Here is a 13674-nt window from a genome sequence, read left to right as displayed (position 1 = left end):
ATAAGTTCTACAACCCCGGCCCGTCGGCGGCCGGCCCTTTCGTTCCGCGCGTTTTCCACGCATGTCGCGGCCGCCGCGCGCCAACACGCGTCGCCGCATAGGGCGAAAGGACATAAACAACTACCTGGAGATGAGCCTCATGGGAGTGGCCCACGGCAGCATGCTGCTGATTTACGCGCTCGTCGCGATTGCCGCGCTGATCCTGCTGATCACGCGCTTCAAGGTTTATCCGTTTCTCGTCCTCATCATCGTTTCGCTGCTGCTCGGCCTCGCCGTCGGCATGCCGATGGATCAGATCGTCAAGTCGTTCGAAACCGGCAATGGCAACACGCTCGGCCACATCGCTATCGTGGTGGGCCTCGGCACGATGCTCGGCAAGATGATGGCCGAATCGGGCGGCGCCGAGCGCATCGCCACGACGCTCATCCGCTGGTTCGGCGAAAAGAACATTCACTGGGCGATGATGTTCGTTGCGATCATCGTCGGTCTGCCGGTGTTCTTCGAAGTCGGTTTCGTGCTGCTCATCCCGATTGCGTTCAACGTTGCCAAGCGCACGGGCAAGTCGCTGCTGCTGATCGGTTTGCCGATGGTGGCCGGCCTCTCGGTCGTGCACGGGCTGATTCCGCCGCACCCTGCTGCGCTGCTCGCCGTGCAGGCGTATCACGCCGACATCGGCAAGACCATCGCGTACGGCCTGATCGTGGGCGTGCCCACGGCGATCATCGCCGGGCCGCTGTTCGCGTTGTTCATCCACCGCCATGTCAAGCTGCCGGAGAGCAATCCGCTGTCGGACCAGTTCGTGAGCCAGGCCGACCCCAAACCCGATAGCGAGCTGCCGGGCTTCGGCATCACGTTGTTCACGATCCTGCTGCCCGTGATCCTGATGCTGGTCGGCAGTTGGGCCGATCTCGTGTTCGCGCCCAAGACGCTGCCGAACAATCTGTTGCACTTTGTCGGCACCTCCGACGTCGCGCTGCTGATCGCCGTGCTGGTAAGCTTCTGGACCTTCGGCGCGCAACGCGGTTTCACGCGCGAGCAGATCCAGAAGTTCTGCGGCGACTGCCTCGCGCCCATCGCGGGCATCACGCTGATCGTCGGCGCGGGCGGCGGCTTCGGCCGTGTGCTGATGGACAGCGGCGTGTCGAAGCAGATCGTCGAACTGGCGCAGAACGAACATCTGTCGCCGCTGCTGCTGGGCTGGCTCGTCGCCGCGCTCATTCGTCTCGCAACCGGCTCGGCGACGGTCGCCATGACGACGGCCTGCGGCATCGTCGCGCCGATCGCGTCCGCCAGCGCCATGACCGTGAAGCCGGAACTGCTCGTGCTCGCCACGGGTTCGGGCTCGCTGATCTTCTCGCACGTCAACGACGGCGGATTCTGGCTGATCAAGGAGTATTTCGGCATGACCGTGGGTCAGACGTTCAAGACCTGGTCGCTGCTGGAAACGATTATTTCGCTGCTCGGGCTGGGCCTCACGTTCGCCCTCGCAGTGGTGGTGTGATACTGGAGCCGTAGATGATTCTGATTGCAATGGGCGTGTCGGGCGCGGGCAAGACGCGCATCGGCGAGATGCTGGCCGAGCGCCTGCACTGCGCCTTCACCGACGGCGACGCCTTCCACAGCGAAGCCAACAAGAAGAAGATGCACGACGGCATCCCCCTCACCGACGACGACCGCTGGCCGTGGCTGCGCACGATCCGCGCGGCGATCGAGGAAAAGCAGCGCGCGCACGAGACGGCCGTGTTCACGTGCTCGTCGCTCAAGCGCTCGTATCGCGACGTCCTGCGCGGCACTGACCGCGACGTGTGCTTCGTCTATCTGCGCGGCACGTTCGAGGTGCTGCGCGAGCGGCTCGCCACGCGCACGGGCCACTTCTTCGACCCGTCGCTGTTGCAGAGCCAGCTCGAGACGCTCGAAGAGCCGGGCGCCGACGAAGCGATCGTGGTGAGTATCGAACTCACGCCCGGGCAGATCGTCGACGAGGTGATGAGGCAGATGGAGGCGCGCCGCAATCCGGCGCCGTGATTGCGCGTTCTTCGTGTTTTGCTGCCGCGAACGCGGCGGCCGTAAACGAAAAAGCGCCCGATTGAATCGGGCGCTTTTTTTATGGCGTTGCGGCGGCGACTACGAAATCCGCTTCGCCAGTTCCGCCGCCTTGCCGACGTACGACGCGGGCGTCATGTCGAGCAGGCGCCGTTTCGCGTCGTCGGGAATCGCGAGGCCGCTCACGAACGTCTGCAGCGCCTCGCGCGTGATGCCCTTGCCGCGCGTGAGTTCCTTCAGTTGTTCGTACGGATTCTCGATGCCGTAGCGGCGCATGACGGTCTGCACCGGCTCGGCCAGCACTTCCCACGTGGCGTCGAGGTCTTCGTTCAGGCGCTGCGGGTTCACTTCGAGCTTGTCGAGGCCGCGGATCAGCGCGTCGTAGGCGAGCAGCGAATAGCCGAACGCGACGCCGATGTTGCGCAGTACCGTCGAGTCGGTCAGGTCGCGCTGCCAGCGCGAGACCGGCAGCTTCTCGGCGAGGTGGCGCAGCGTGGCGTTCGCGAGGCCGAGATTGCCTTCCGAGTTCTCGAAGTCGATCGGGTTGACCTTGTGCGGCATCGTCGACGAACCGATCTCGCCGGCCTTCGTCTTCTGTTTGAAGTAGCCGAGCGAGATGTAGCCCCAGACGTCGCGGTCGAGGTCGAGCAGGATCGTGTTCGCGCGCGCGACGGCGTCGAACAGTTCGGCCATGTAGTCGTGCGGCTCGATCTGGATCGTGTACGGGTTGAACGTGAGCTTCAGGCGCTGTTCGACGACGTTCTTCGAGAACGCTTCCCAGTCGAATTCCGGATACGCCGAGAGGTGCGCGTTGAAGTTGCCGACCGCGCCGTTCATCTTGCCGAGCAGTTCGACCTTCTCGATGCGCTCGATCGCGCGCGCGAGGCGCGCCGCGACGTTGGCGATTTCCTTGCCGAGCGTGGTCGGGCTCGCGGGCTGGCCGTGCGTGCGCGAGAGCATGGGCTGGTCGGCCTGCGCGTGCGCGAGCTTGACGAGCCGTTGATGCACCGAGCGCAGCGCCGGCAGGATCACGTGCTCGCGCGCGCCCGCGAGCATCAGGCCGTGCGACGTGTTGTTGATGTCTTCCGACGTACACGCGAAATGGATGAACTCGCTCGCGCGCTCCAGTTCCGGCTGGCCCTTCACCGACTCCTTGAGCCAGTATTCGACGGCCTTCACGTCGTGGTTCGTCACGCGCTCGATGTCCTTGATGCGCGCGGCGTCGTGCGCCGTGAAGTTCTCGGCGAGCTTGAGCAGGAACTGCTCCGAGGCTTCCGAGAAGCGCGGCACTTCCGCGAAACCGGCCTGCGAGAGCGCGATCAGCCAGTGGATTTCCACGGTTACGCGGTGGCGCATGAACGCGGCTTCCGAGAGCCAGTCGCGCAGGGCTTCGGTTTTCGAGGCGTAGCGGCCGTCGAGCGGAGAGAGCGCGGTGAGCGCGAAGAGGGTATCGGGACGAGTGTCGGACATGATGGGGACGTAACGCCGGACGTTACGCTCGGTTGGCAGTCGGTTGCGGTCAGCCAGGAGACGGCGGAAACGCAAGATTTTATCACCTCGCCGACAGCCGCCCACGGCGAGCCTGCCTGTGTCGGCGCGAGGGGCGCCGTGCGGTGCTCCGTCGCGATTCCGTCGTGCGTGGCGCGGCGCAGGCTTTCCGCGGTCCGCCCCGGCGACCGGGGCGTCGTGGCGGTCGGCACCCGAAACCGCGCTGGCCACGGCTTCCTTGCGGGACCGCGCGCAAGCGGGGGAAAATCCCGCCGCAGCCGCCCGCCCCGGCTTGCGCGGGCCTAGAATGCGGACTTCTCATCCGCTTCCTGGCTTCGCATGGAACTCAAATGGCTCGAAGATTTCGTTTCGCTTGCGGAGACGCATAGTTTCAGCCGCTCGGCCGAACTGCGCCATGTGACGCAGCCCGCGTTCTCGCGCCGCATCCAGGCGCTCGAGGCGTGGCTCGGCACGGAGCTGATCGATCGATCGGTCTATCCGACCCGCCTCACGGCGGCAGGCCAGGTCTTCTACGAGCAGGCGCTCGCCATGCTCTCGCAGTTCCACGAGGCGCGCACGCTATTGCGCGGTCATACCGCCACGCCCGCCGCGACCATCGAATTCGCGGTGCCGCACACGCTCTCGCTCACCTTGTTTCCGCGCTGGCTGCAGCGCATCGAGGCGAAGCTCGGCCGCATCCACACGCGCCTGCGCGCGCTGAACGTCCACGACGCGGTGCTCTCGCTCGTGGAGGGCGGCTGCGATCTCGTGATGGGTTATCACCACCCGAGCCACCCCGTGACGCTCGACCCCGCGCGCTACGACACGCTCACGCTGGGCATCGAGTCGATCAGCCCGTACTCCGCGCCGCAGCGCGCGGGACGTGCGCGCTACACGCTGCCCGGTACGCCCGACGCGCCCGCGCCCTATCTGTCCTATACGCCGAATGCGTACCTGGGTCGCATGACCGAGGTGATCGTCGCCAATGCGCCGGCGCGGCTCTATCTGGACCGTGTCTACGAGACCGATATGGCCGAAGGCCTCAAGGCGATGACGCTGGCCGGTCACGGCATCGCGTTCCTGCCGCACAGCGCCGTCGAAGACGCCGTCGCCCAGGGCGAACTGATTCGCCTGGACCGCGGCACGCGCGGCGTGCCGGAAGGCCAGTTCACGCTCGACATGGAAATCCGCCTCTACCGCGACAAGCTCGCGACGCAAGGCGACGATGCGCGCCAGGCGCTCCTGCGCGAGCTGTGGGATGCCGTGAGCGCCGAGCTCGCGCAGCGCTAGAGCGCAGCGGCGCAAGGGCAGCCGGCCTGGCCGACGAACTCAGGAAGCGGCATCCATCGAATATCCGTCGACCGCGCTGGCCATGCCGTGCGCGGCATGGCCGTTGCTGTCGCATCGACATCGCCCGGTCGTATTTCGCGCGCAGCGACGATGACATCGCACTCAGGTCGCTGCGGCCGGCAACGCTGAAACACGAGCCCGCGACACGTTTTTTCGATTTCAAAGACGTTATGCACGAAAAGCATAACGGGATGAACAAACGGCATTGGATTTCACGTGGGCGTTTTCTGACAATGGCACCACTTGTTCCATCGGAGCGTTCATGTCATCCCAACCGCAGTCGGTTCCCTCCTATCTCCACGCTGACGACCTCGGCCCCTGGGGCAACTATCTTCGTCAGGTCGATCGCGTCGCGCCGTATCTCGGCTCGCTTTCGCGCTGGCTCGAAACGCTCAAGCGTCCGAAGCGCATCCTGATCGTCGACGTGCCCATCGAGCTCGACAACGGCACCGTCGCACACTTCGAAGGCTATCGTGTCCAGCACAACGTTTCGCGTGGTCCCGGCAAGGGCGGCGTGCGTTATCACCAGGACGTTACGCTCTCCGAAGTAATGGCGCTCTCCGCGTGGATGTCGGTGAAGAACGCTGCGGTGAACGTGCCGTACGGCGGCGCGAAGGGCGGCATCCGCGTCGATCCGCGCGCGCTTTCGCGCGGCGAGCTCGAGCGCGTGACGCGCCGCTACACGAGCGAAATCGGCATCATCATCGGACCGAATACCGACATTCCCGCGCCGGACGTCAACACGAACGAGCAGATCATGGCGTGGATGATGGACACCTACTCGATGAACCAGGGCCAGACGGCCACGGGCGTCGTGACGGGCAAGCCCATCACGCTCGGCGGTTCGCTCGGCCGCCGCGAAGCGACGGGCCGCGGCGTGTTCGTCGTCGGCTGCGAAGCGGCGCGCCGCACCGGCCTTTCGATCGAAGGCGCACGCGTGGCCGTGCAGGGCTTCGGCAACGTGGGCGGCATCGCCGCGCGCCTGTTCCAGGAAGCGGGTGCGAAGGTCGTCGCCGTGCAGGACCATACGGGCTCGCTCTACAAGTCGGGTGGCATCAACGCCGGGGCGCTGCTCGAGCACGTCGCGAAGACGGGCGGCGTGGCGGGCTTCGCGGGCGCCGAAGTGATGGCGAACGACGAGTTCTGGAGCGTCGAAACCGACATCCTGGTTCCGGCCGCGCTGGAAAACCAGATCACCGAAAAGAACGCGGGCAAGATCCGCACGAAGATCATCGTGGAAGGCGCGAACGGCCCGACCACGACGGCAGCCGACGACATCCTGCACGACAAGGGCATTCTCGTGATCCCCGACGTGGTGGCGAATGCGGGCGGCGTGACCGTTTCGTACTTCGAGTGGGTGCAGGACTTCTCGAGCTTCTTCTGGACCGAGAACGAGATTAACGAACGTCTCGAGCGCGTGATGCGCGAAGCGTTCACTGCGGTGTGGCAGGTCTCGAGCGAGCAGAAGGTCTCGATGCGTACCGCGGCGTTCATCGTTGCATGTAAGCGCATTCTGATGGCGCGCGAAATGCGCGGCCTGTACCCCTGATTGCAAACGTGATCGCGTCGCGCGCGAGCGGGTGAGGCGCGCAATGCAATGACGAAATAGCGGCAGTTTTTGCGCCGCACACCAAGGCGCAGCGAAGGCGGACGTCCTCCACGAGGGGGCGTCCGCCTTCGCACGTTCGGGCCCGGGAAAAAGCGGCTCCCGCGCGACCAGCGGCGGCGCGAAAAAGCGTTGTGCCAGGGTCACTCTTCATTCTTTCAGAATAATTACTTTGCTACACTGGCCGCGGTTCTAGCCATGGAGATAAAAATGCCAATCAAAAAGACCGCCGCCGCTCTCGCACTCTTCGGTTTCGTTGCCACCGGCGCTTTCGCGCAGGACTCGGGCACGCTCAAGAAGATCAAGGACACGGGCGTCATCTCGCTCGGCCACCGCGAGTCGTCGATTCCCTTTTCGTACTATGACGACAAGCAGAACGTGATCGGTTATTCGCAGGACTACGCAGAGAAGATCGTCGAGGCAGTCAAGCAGAAGCTGAACATGCCCAACCTGAAGGTCAAGCTCGTTCCCATCACGTCGCAGAACCGCATTCCTCTCGTGCAGAACGGCACGGTCGACATCGAATGCGGCTCGACCACGAACAACGCCGAGCGTCAGCAGCAGGCCGCCTTCTCGAACACGATTTTCGTGATCGGCACGCGCCTCATGACGAAGAAGGATTCGGGCGTCAAGGACTTCGCCGACCTGAAGGGCAAGACCGTCGTGACGACGGCGGGCACGACGTCCGAGCGCCTCCTGCGCAAGATGAACCAGGACAAGAACATGGGCATGAACATCATCAGCGCGAAGGACCATGGCGAGTCGTTCATGACGCTCTCCACGGGCCGCGCGGTGGCGTTCATGATGGACGACGCGCTACTCGCGGGCGAGCGCGCCAAGTCGAACAATCCGGGCGACTTCGTGATCGTGGGCCAGCCGCAGTCGCGCGAGGCATACGGCTGCATGATGCGCAAGAACGACCCCGAGTTCAAGAAGGTCGCCGACGACGCCATCGCCAAAGTGCAGACCTCGAGCGAGGCGACGGCGATCTACAAGAAGTGGTTCGAGTCGCCGATTCCGCCGAAGGGCCTCAACCTGAACTTCCCGATGAGCGACGACATGAAGGCGCTGTTCAAGAACCCGAACGACAAGGCCATCGACTAAAACGGCCTCGCCGGTCGGCTAGCGTTTAGCACGGAACGGAAGAAGCGCTGCTTCTTCCGTTCTTTTTGTTGGAGTCTCTTCATGTCCTACCACTGGAACTGGGGCATCTTGCTCAGCCCGGTCTCGACGGGCGAACCCACCACGTATCTCGGCTGGCTCCTCTCGGGCCTCTGGGTGACCGTCTCGGTGTCGCTGTGCGCGTGGGTGATCGCGCTCGTCGTCGGGTCGTTCTTCGGCGTGCTGCGCACGATGCCGAACAAATTTCTCGCGGGCGCCGGCACGGTTTACGTGGCGATCTTCCGCAATATTCCACTCATCGCGCAGTTCTTCATCTGGTACTTCGTGCTGCCGGAAATCGTGCCGCAGTCGCTCGGCACGGCGTTCAAGCAGTTGCCGCCCGGCGTGCAGTTCTTCTCGGCGTCGGTCGTGTGTCTCGGGCTCTTTACCGCGGCGCGCGTGTGCGAGCAGGTGCGCTCGGGCATCAACGCGCTGCCGCGTGGCCAGCGCGCCGCCGGGCTCGCGATGGGCTTCACGCAGTGGCAGACGTACCGCTACGTGCTGCTGCCCGTCGCGTACCGGATCATCGTGCCGCCGCTCACGTCCGAGTTCCTCAACATCTTCAAGAACTCGGCGGTCGCCTCGACGATCGGCTTGCTCGATCTGTCCGCCCAGGCGCGCCAGCTCGTCGACTACACGGCGCAGACCTATGAGTCGTTCATCGCGGTCACGCTCGCTTACGTGCTGATCAATCTCGTCGTCATGACGCTCATGCGCTGGGTCGAGGCGAAGTCGCGTCTGCCCGGCTACATCGGAGGCAAGTGATGCATCACTTCGACTGGAGCGGCATTCCGGGCGCGCTGCCGACGCTGTGGACGGGCGCGATCGTCACCTTCAAGATCACGTTGTGCGCGATCGTGATCGGCATTCTCTGGGGCACGTTGCTCGCCCTCATGCGGCTCTCGAACGTGAAGCCGCTCGAATGGTTCGCGAAGGGCTACGTCACGGTTTTCCGTTCGATCCCGCTCGTCATGGTCCTGCTGTGGTTCTTCCTGATCGTGCCGCAGGTGCTGCAGAATCTGCTCGGCCTCTCGCCTGACATCGACATTCGCCTGGCCTCCGCAATGGTTGCGTTCTCGCTCTTCGAGGCCGCGTATTATTCGGAGATCATTCGCGCGGGCATTCAGGCGGTGCCGCGCGGGCAGGTGAACGCTTCGTTCGCGCTCGGCATGCGCTACGGCCAGGCCATGCGCTATGTGGTGCTGCCGCAGGCATTCCGCGCAATGGTGCCGCTGCTGCTCACGCAGGCCATCGTGCTCTTTCAGGACACCTCGCTCGTGTACGTGATCAGCCTCGCGGACTTCTTCCGCACGGCCACCAATATCGGCGACCGTGACGGAACGATGGTCGAGATGGTACTGTTCGCGGGCGCGTGTTATTTCGTGATTTGCGTGGTCGCGTCGAGCCTTGTAAAAGGTCTTCAGAAAAAGGTCGCAAGATGATTTCAATCAAGAACGTTTCGAAGTGGTACGGCCAGTTCCAGGTGCTGACCGACTGCACGACGGAAGTGAAGAAGGGCGAGGTCGTGGTGGTGTGCGGGCCCTCGGGCTCGGGCAAATCCACGCTCATCAAGACCGTCAACGGGCTCGAACCGTTCCAGCAGGGCGAAATCCTCGTGAACGGCGAGTCGGTGGGCGACAAGCGCACCAATCTCTCGAAGCTGCGCTCGAAGGTCGGCATGGTGTTCCAGCACTTCGAGCTGTTCCCGCATCTGTCGATCACCGAAAATCTCACGCTCGCGCAGATCAAGGTGCTCGGCCGCGGCAAGGACGAGGCGACGCAAAAGGGCTTGAAGCTGCTCGACCGCGTGGGCCTGCGCGCGCACGCGGACAAGTTTCCGGGGCAGCTTTCGGGCGGCCAGCAGCAGCGCGTGGCGATCGCGCGCGCGTTGTCGATGGATCCGATCGCGATGCTGTTCGACGAGCCGACCTCGGCGCTCGACCCCGAGATGATCAACGAGGTGCTCGACGTGATGGTGGAACTCGCCCAGGAAGGCATGACCATGATGTGCGTGACGCACGAAATGGGCTTCGCGAAGAAGGTCGCGCATCGCGTGATCTTCATGGACCAGGGCGTCATCGTCGAGGACGACAGAAAGGAAGCCTTCTTCGCCAGTCCGAAGTCCGATCGCGCGAAGGACTTTCTCGCGAAGATCTTGCACTGAGGTTGCGGCGCCGCATGCAACGCAGATGCAAAAAAGCCGCGCCCGATGCGCGGCTTTTTCGTTTCGGCCGGCGACGTGCGCGATAACGCGCGCGTTCCACTCGTCCTTCGCTCGCCTTCATTCGCCCCAGGTTTGCAAGGCCGCCACGGCCTCCGCGTCCACCTCGCCTGGTCGCGCCGCCCCACGCGCCGCGCTTGCGGAAGCGTCGAGCGAAGGATTGGCGAGCTTGTCGAGCACCTTCTGCGGCACCGGCACGCTTGTCTGCGCAATCACTTCGCCGTGCTGGAACATCAGCAGGTCGCCGGGCGCGAAGCGCGTCCAGACTTCGTTGTCGGTGAGCGGCGCGGTGGCGATAACGGCCACGCGGTCCTCGGGCGTCGTGTACTTGGCGAAGTCGATGGAAACGTCGGCGTCGACGAGATGCGCGGTCGAGAACGGCCAGCGGCGCACGAGATAGTAGAGGTGCGTCGAGCAGTGCGCGAACAGCGCCTGGCCGTTCGACATCAGGAAATTGAACACGCCGAACTGCGTGATTTCGCGCGTGAGCGACTCAAGCGCGGCGAACAACTCGTCGAGCGGGGGCTGCGCGCCGGGGAACGCCTTGCGCAGGCCCTGCAGCAGCATGCAGAACGCGCGTTCGCTATCGGTCGTACCGACGGGCTGATACACGCCCGATATCACCGGGTTGAAGTCCTGCAGGTCGCCGTTGTGCGCGAAAATCCAGTGCCGGCCCCACAGCTCGCGCTGGAACGGATGACTATTCTCGAGCGCGCAGTTGCCTTGCGTGGCCTTGCGGATGTGCGCGATGGTATTGCGCGACTTGATCGGATAGTGCTTGACCATCTCGGCGATGGGCGAGCGCGCCGAAGCTTCGTTGTCGATGAAGAGGCGGCAGGCCTTGTCCTCGAAGAACGCGATGCCCCAGCCGTCGGCGTGGTGATCGGTGGCGCCGCCGCGCGCCGCGAATCCTGTGAAGGAGAACGTGACGTCCGTTGGCGCGGCGCAGTTCATTCCGAGTAGTTGGCACATGGTGCTGATGGTGCGTGATGCGGCTGAGGCGGCAGACGTGACCGGCCGTCGACCCGGTACAATAATGATTTCCCAAGCATATCACCGGCCTGCGGGGCGCCAATACGAAATTTGTCGGATGCATTGCAGGCCTGTATCGAAGGGCTCGCTGCCGTCGCGAATTGTCGTGCGCACGCGACGGTGCGCTCAGCGCTTGCGCCATTTCGCATCGGCCGGGGCGGCGCTTTTCGCGTGATATGCCCGGAATGCCCGGCTGCTTTCGCGCGAGCGCGCCGCCGTCCGTTCCGCCGTCCATTTTCTAGCCGCGCCAGATTCCTGCCATGAACGCTTCTTCCCCCACGACTCTCACGCTCGCCCGCCCCGACGACTGGCATCTGCACGTGCGCGACGGCGCGATGCTCTCCGCGGTGCTGCCGCATACGGCGCGCCAGTTCGGCCGCGCGATCATCATGCCGAACCTCAAGCCGCCCGTCACGACGACGGAGCAGGCCGCGGCCTATCGCGAGCGCATTCTTGCGGCGCTGCCGGCGGGCTCGACGTTCGAGCCGCTGATGACGCTCTATCTCACCGACAACACGCCGCCCGAGGAAATCCGCCGCGCGAAGGCCAGCGGTTTCGTGCACGGCGTGAAGCTGTATCCGGCGGGCGCGACCACGAACTCGGACGCCGGCGTGACCGATATCCGGAAGTGCGCGAAAACGCTCGAGGCGATGCAGGAAGTGGGCATGCCGCTCCTCGTTCACGGTGAAGTGACGAGCGCCGACATCGACCTGTTCGACCGCGAGAAGGTCTTCATCGACCGCGTGATGATTCCGGCGCGCCGCGACTTTCCGGCGCTCAAGGTGGTGTTCGAGCACATCACGACGAAAGACGCCGTCGACTACATCCGCGCCGATCACGCCGCGCCGGGCCTGCTCGGCGCGACGATCACGGCGCATCACCTGCTCTACAACCGCAACGCGATTTTCCAGGGCGGCATCCGTCCGCACTATTACTGTCTGCCCGTGCTCAAGCGCGAGACGCATCGCGTGGCGCTCGTGGAGGCGGCGACCTCGGGCGATCATCGGTTCTTCCTCGGCACCGACAGCGCGCCGCACCCGAAGGGGCTGAAGGAGCACGCGTGCGGCTGCGCGGGCTGCTACACGGCGCTGCACGCGCTCGAGCTCTACGCCGAAGCCTTCGACAACGCGGGCGCGCTCGACAAGCTCGAGGGCTTCGCGAGCTTCTACGGCGCGGACTTCTACGGCCTGCCGCGCGCGACCGAAACGGTCACGCTGCGCCGCGAGACGTGGACGCTGCCCGCCGAGGTCGTTGCGGGCGACACGCCCGTCGTGCCGCTGCGCGGGGGCGAGTCGATCGCCTGGAAGCTCGTCTGAGCGTGGCGGGGCGGGGGATGGCTGCGGGCGCAACGGGGGCGCCGGTCGTTGCGACCGCATCGGCGCGCGCCGCTCGCCGGACCTCGTCGGGCAGTTTCGCCGACATCGACTGGGCGCGGCCGTGGTTCGCGCAGCACGAGGCGCGCGGCCGCCGCTGGCAGCAGGCCGCGCTGGCAGGATATGCGGCCTGGCTCGGCGAGCTGAACGCCGATGCGCGCGCCGCCGCCCAAAGCACGGGCTGCGGCGAGCCGCTTCGCTTCATCGCGCAGGACGACCTGCCCGAAGGCACGGCCTACGAGGCGCATATCGCCGCGACGGGCTGCGTGCCGACGCGCCACAACCTTCACGACTTCTTCAACGCGCTGGCCTGGTTCGCGTTTCCGCGCATCAAGTCGACGCTGAACGCGCGCCAGGCCGCGGCGCTCGACGTGCTGGGCGTCGGCCCGACGCGCGGCGGCGTGCGCGACGCGCTCACGCTGTTCGACGAGAACGCGGTGTTGTACGCGTCGTCGGACGCGGGGCTCGTCGCGGCGCTGCGCGACTTCGACTGGCGCGCGCTGTTCGTGACGGGGCGCAGCGGCTGGGAAGCGGCCTTCGAGGAAACGATCGGCGAGGCGCGCTGCGAAGTCCGCGTGATCGGGCATGCATTGCTTGAAAAGCTGATCGCGCCCTATACGGCGTGCACGGCGCATGCATGGGTCGTCGAGGTGCCCGACGCGTATTTCACCTGGCCGCGCGCGCTGCGCAACGCCTACCTCGACGAGATCGTGAGCGCGACGCTCGCCGCCGATGCCGTGCTCAACGGACGCAGCTTCGCGCCGTTGCCGGTCCTGGGTATTCCGGGCTGGTGGGCGCAGAACGAGGACCCGGCGTTTTACGACGACGTCACGGTCTTTCGCGGCGGCCGACGCGCCCGCTGAAAGCGCGGCCGTGATCGATCCGGCTCCGGCCGCGGCGCGCCTCGTCGTGCTAAGATCGCGCCTCGCAAAGCAGGCCAGGCAGTCGCGGCCCCGAGGTTTCGGCCAAAGGGGGCGAGGAAAGTCCGGACTCCACAGGGCAGGGTGATGGCTAACGGCCATCCGTGGCGACACGCGGAACAGGGCAACAGAGAACAGACCGCCGATGGCCCGATTTCGGTCGGGATCAGGCAAGGGTGAAACGGTGCGGTAAGAGCGCACCGCGTCTGCGGCGACGCAGACGGCACGGCAACCTCCACCCGGAGCAATTCCAAGTAGGCAGGCGCGCATCTACGGATGCAGGACGGGGCCCCCGTCTCGTCTGCGGGTAGGAAGCTTGAGCGCGTCAGCAATGGCGCGCCTAGAGGAATGGCTGCCACGCGCGGCGCGTTTTCGGACGCGGCGCGTGCACAGAATCCGGCTTATCGGCCTGCTTTGCCGCTCCATTCATGTTGCACAGACGATAAAAAGCCGGCGCGGTTCATCGAACCGCGCCGGCTT

General features: G+C 65.2%; 12 protein-coding genes and 1 other RNA gene. 11 read left to right on the top strand and 2 right to left on the bottom strand.

The window, feature by feature from the left end:
- Window positions 1–139: 139 nt before the first annotated feature.
- Both BLU17_RS00995 and BLU17_RS00990 read left to right on the top strand, forming a co-directional pair.
- Window positions 140–1501, top strand: a complete 1362-nt coding sequence (locus BLU17_RS00995) for a GntP family permease (protein WP_091993227.1) — start codon at window positions 140–142, stop codon at window positions 1499–1501.
- A gap of 14 nt (window positions 1502–1515) precedes the next feature.
- Complete coding sequence (locus BLU17_RS00990; RefSeq protein ID WP_091993224.1) at window positions 1516–2025, top strand: gluconokinase; 510 nt, start codon at window positions 1516–1518, stop codon at window positions 2023–2025.
- 99 nt (window positions 2026–2124) lie between these two features.
- Here the strand turns inward: BLU17_RS00990 and purB are convergent, their stop codons facing one another.
- A complete protein-coding gene (gene purB / locus BLU17_RS00985) occupies window positions 2125–3513 on the bottom strand; it encodes an adenylosuccinate lyase (RefSeq protein WP_176928881.1) in 1389 nt (462 codons plus the stop codon).
- Window positions 3514–3870: 357 nt separating this feature from the next.
- Between purB and BLU17_RS00980 the strand changes: the two genes are divergently transcribed.
- From BLU17_RS00980 to BLU17_RS00955, 6 genes are all read left to right on the top strand, one after another.
- Window positions 3871–4821, top strand: coding sequence for a LysR family transcriptional regulator (locus tag BLU17_RS00980; RefSeq protein ID WP_091993222.1), 951 nt, complete (start codon window positions 3871–3873; stop codon window positions 4819–4821).
- A gap of 322 nt (window positions 4822–5143) precedes the next feature.
- Window positions 5144–6430 (top strand): Glu/Leu/Phe/Val family dehydrogenase, encoded by a 1287-nt coding sequence (locus BLU17_RS00975; protein ID WP_091993220.1) that lies wholly within the window; start codon window positions 5144–5146, stop codon window positions 6428–6430.
- A gap of 267 nt (window positions 6431–6697) precedes the next feature.
- The gene (locus tag BLU17_RS00970; RefSeq protein WP_091993217.1) at window positions 6698–7591 is read left to right on the top strand and encodes a glutamate/aspartate ABC transporter substrate-binding protein; all 894 of its coding nucleotides are present in this window, start codon (window positions 6698–6700) and stop codon (window positions 7589–7591) included.
- A gap of 81 nt (window positions 7592–7672) precedes the next feature.
- Window positions 7673–8413, top strand: a complete 741-nt coding sequence (locus BLU17_RS00965) for an amino acid ABC transporter permease (RefSeq protein ID WP_091993214.1) — start codon at window positions 7673–7675, stop codon at window positions 8411–8413.
- Window positions 8413–9090 carry a glutamate/aspartate ABC transporter permease GltK gene (gene gltK, locus BLU17_RS00960; protein WP_091993211.1) on the top strand — a complete coding sequence of 226 codons (678 nt, stop codon included), beginning with the start codon at window positions 8413–8415 and terminating at the stop codon, window positions 9088–9090. Before BLU17_RS00965 ends, gltK begins: the two co-directional genes overlap by 1 nt.
- Window positions 9087–9812, top strand: coding sequence for an amino acid ABC transporter ATP-binding protein (locus tag BLU17_RS00955; protein WP_091993209.1), 726 nt, complete (start codon window positions 9087–9089; stop codon window positions 9810–9812). The genes gltK and BLU17_RS00955 overlap by 4 nt, the downstream gene beginning before the upstream one ends.
- Window positions 9813–9929: 117 nt before the next feature.
- Here BLU17_RS00955 and BLU17_RS00950 read toward each other — a convergent pair whose 3' ends face one another.
- Window positions 9930–10841: a class II glutamine amidotransferase gene (locus BLU17_RS00950; protein WP_091993206.1), complete on the bottom strand. Its 912-nt coding sequence runs from the start codon at window positions 10839–10841 to the stop codon at window positions 9930–9932.
- 311 nt (window positions 10842–11152) lie between these two features.
- Between BLU17_RS00950 and pyrC the strand changes: the two genes are divergently transcribed.
- The 3 genes from pyrC to rnpB all read left to right on the top strand — a co-directional run bounded on the left by pyrC (window position 11153) and on the right by rnpB (window position 13614).
- The gene (pyrC, locus tag BLU17_RS00945) at window positions 11153–12217 is read left to right on the top strand and encodes a dihydroorotase (protein ID WP_425434054.1); all 1065 of its coding nucleotides are present in this window, start codon (window positions 11153–11155) and stop codon (window positions 12215–12217) included.
- A 17-nt stretch (window positions 12218–12234) separates the two neighbouring features.
- The gene (locus tag BLU17_RS00940) at window positions 12235–13137 is read left to right on the top strand and encodes a DUF3025 domain-containing protein (RefSeq protein ID WP_091993202.1); all 903 of its coding nucleotides are present in this window, start codon (window positions 12235–12237) and stop codon (window positions 13135–13137) included.
- Between the two features lie 66 nt (window positions 13138–13203).
- Window positions 13204–13614: RNase P RNA component class A (gene rnpB / locus BLU17_RS00935), an RNA gene on the top strand.
- The last annotated feature ends 60 nt before the right edge of the window (window positions 13615–13674 follow it).

The organism is Paraburkholderia lycopersici, from assembly GCF_900096975.1.
Taxonomy (GTDB): domain Bacteria; phylum Pseudomonadota; class Gammaproteobacteria; order Burkholderiales; family Burkholderiaceae; genus Paraburkholderia; species Paraburkholderia lycopersici.
Note: the sequence above shows the minus strand (reverse complement) of the source record. Positions and strands in the feature narration are given on the sequence as shown.

Coding starts and splice junctions, on each gene's coding strand:
- BLU17_RS00995 (WP_091993227.1), top strand. CDS start 140: ATGGGAGTGGCCCACGGCAGCATGCTGCTGATTTACGCGCTCGTCGCG.
- BLU17_RS00990 (WP_091993224.1), top strand. CDS start 1,516: ATGATTCTGATTGCAATGGGCGTGTCGGGCGCGGGCAAGACGCGCATC.
- purB (WP_176928881.1), bottom strand. CDS start 3,513: ATGTCCGACACTCGTCCCGATACCCTCTTCGCGCTCACCGCGCTCTCT.
- BLU17_RS00980 (WP_091993222.1), top strand. CDS start 3,871: ATGGAACTCAAATGGCTCGAAGATTTCGTTTCGCTTGCGGAGACGCAT.
- BLU17_RS00975 (WP_091993220.1), top strand. CDS start 5,144: ATGTCATCCCAACCGCAGTCGGTTCCCTCCTATCTCCACGCTGACGAC.
- BLU17_RS00970 (WP_091993217.1), top strand. CDS start 6,698: ATGCCAATCAAAAAGACCGCCGCCGCTCTCGCACTCTTCGGTTTCGTT.
- BLU17_RS00965 (WP_091993214.1), top strand. CDS start 7,673: ATGTCCTACCACTGGAACTGGGGCATCTTGCTCAGCCCGGTCTCGACG.
- gltK (WP_091993211.1), top strand. CDS start 8,413: ATGCATCACTTCGACTGGAGCGGCATTCCGGGCGCGCTGCCGACGCTG.
- BLU17_RS00955 (WP_091993209.1), top strand. CDS start 9,087: ATGATTTCAATCAAGAACGTTTCGAAGTGGTACGGCCAGTTCCAGGTG.
- BLU17_RS00950 (WP_091993206.1), bottom strand. CDS start 10,841: ATGTGCCAACTACTCGGAATGAACTGCGCCGCGCCAACGGACGTCACG.
- BLU17_RS00940 (WP_091993202.1), top strand. CDS start 12,235: ATGGCTGCGGGCGCAACGGGGGCGCCGGTCGTTGCGACCGCATCGGCG.